General features: G+C 36.7%; 2 protein-coding genes. Both read left to right on the top strand.

Annotated elements, in window-relative coordinates:
- A partial coding sequence (locus tag G4P69_RS38595) for a GH116 family glycosyl hydrolase (RefSeq protein WP_279606335.1) occupies positions 1 to 312 on the top strand: 312 nt, incomplete at its 5' end.
- A 549-nt stretch (positions 313 to 861) separates the two neighbouring features.
- The coding region (locus tag G4P69_RS38590) for a tetratricopeptide repeat protein (RefSeq protein WP_208355308.1) at positions 862 to 1,169 on the top strand (308 nt) is incomplete at its 3' end.

The following is a 1,169-nucleotide window of genomic DNA, read 5'->3' as shown; positions in this document are numbered from 1 at the left end:
TATTCACCCGCACGGGTTGCTTCAATAGCAGCGTTTAAAGCCAATACGTTGGTTTGGGTAGCAAAATTGCTGATGAGATTTACTACTTTGGAGATTTGGACAGGAATAAATTTTGGGATCGCAGCTTTTCTTGTAAAAATGGGAATGAAGGATGAAGGATTGAAGCTGGCAGAAGTTGTAGTACATCAAATTTACAACAATGGGCTACAATTCCGCACACCTGAAGCTATCACTACATCTGGGACTTTTCGTGCTTGTACTTACCTACGTGCTATGGCTATTTGGCTGATTTATTTCGTGATTACTAAATAATAAATAGGGGGTTATGCACCCTGGTGCTGACGTCACTAGGGGCTGTTTACCCTATTGCTTTAGTACACTTTGACTGACATATAATATGTTTCTCTGAGCCTTTGTAACCAGCTTGAGCTATTTTGGAAGCTTCTTAAAAGATAAATCCAGAAGCCTTAGGTTGTAATACTAGCTCAGGAGTAGAGCCTTATTTTTTTTAATTTCAATACCGGTACTTTTAGCCACCAGCCAAAAAATATCACAAATTCTATGTTCACAATTAACAACTTTTTAGCAAAAAAAATGATTTCTTGGAGAGAGTATTGCAAAAATACTGATAACTACCAGACACAAAAAAAATATATTTTTTGTAGATTATTTAGCAAAAGAAGAAGATGTATATTATGTTGAGGCAAGGTAATTAAAACCTAGGTATAATTTTGCTCAAATATAATTTGACTGAACCTGTTAAGTAATTCTAACCCGATATATTGAAATACTAATTCAGCTTTTATACAGCAAACTAAGACAAAGAAGTTAACAATTTTACCAAAAAATCAAAGTTAAGCGATGAACCCTTTCTCGTCGTTAAGAGGTCAGGGAGAGCAGAATCATACCACCAGTCAAGAGTCTCCCACACTAGTTGCAACTATCCTCAACCTTTTGAGGCTAGTTTCTCTTGATACGAATCTAGTATCAGACTTAAGCCAAATTTGTGTTCTGTGTGAGTTTCAATTGGGTGATACTCTGACTAGCACATACTATGAGTTAGGAGTAATAGCGCAACAACTCAGGGAATATGAGGAGGCGAGGAGCAATTATCATCAAGCTTTACAGATCTATATCGAACATGGCAATAACTACTCCCAAGCCACTGT

This window comes from Aetokthonos hydrillicola CCALA 1050 (assembly GCF_017591665.1).
Taxonomy (GTDB): domain Bacteria; phylum Cyanobacteriota; class Cyanobacteriia; order Cyanobacteriales; family Nostocaceae; genus Aetokthonos; species Aetokthonos hydrillicola.
This window is presented reverse-complemented; position numbering and strand designations above follow the sequence as displayed.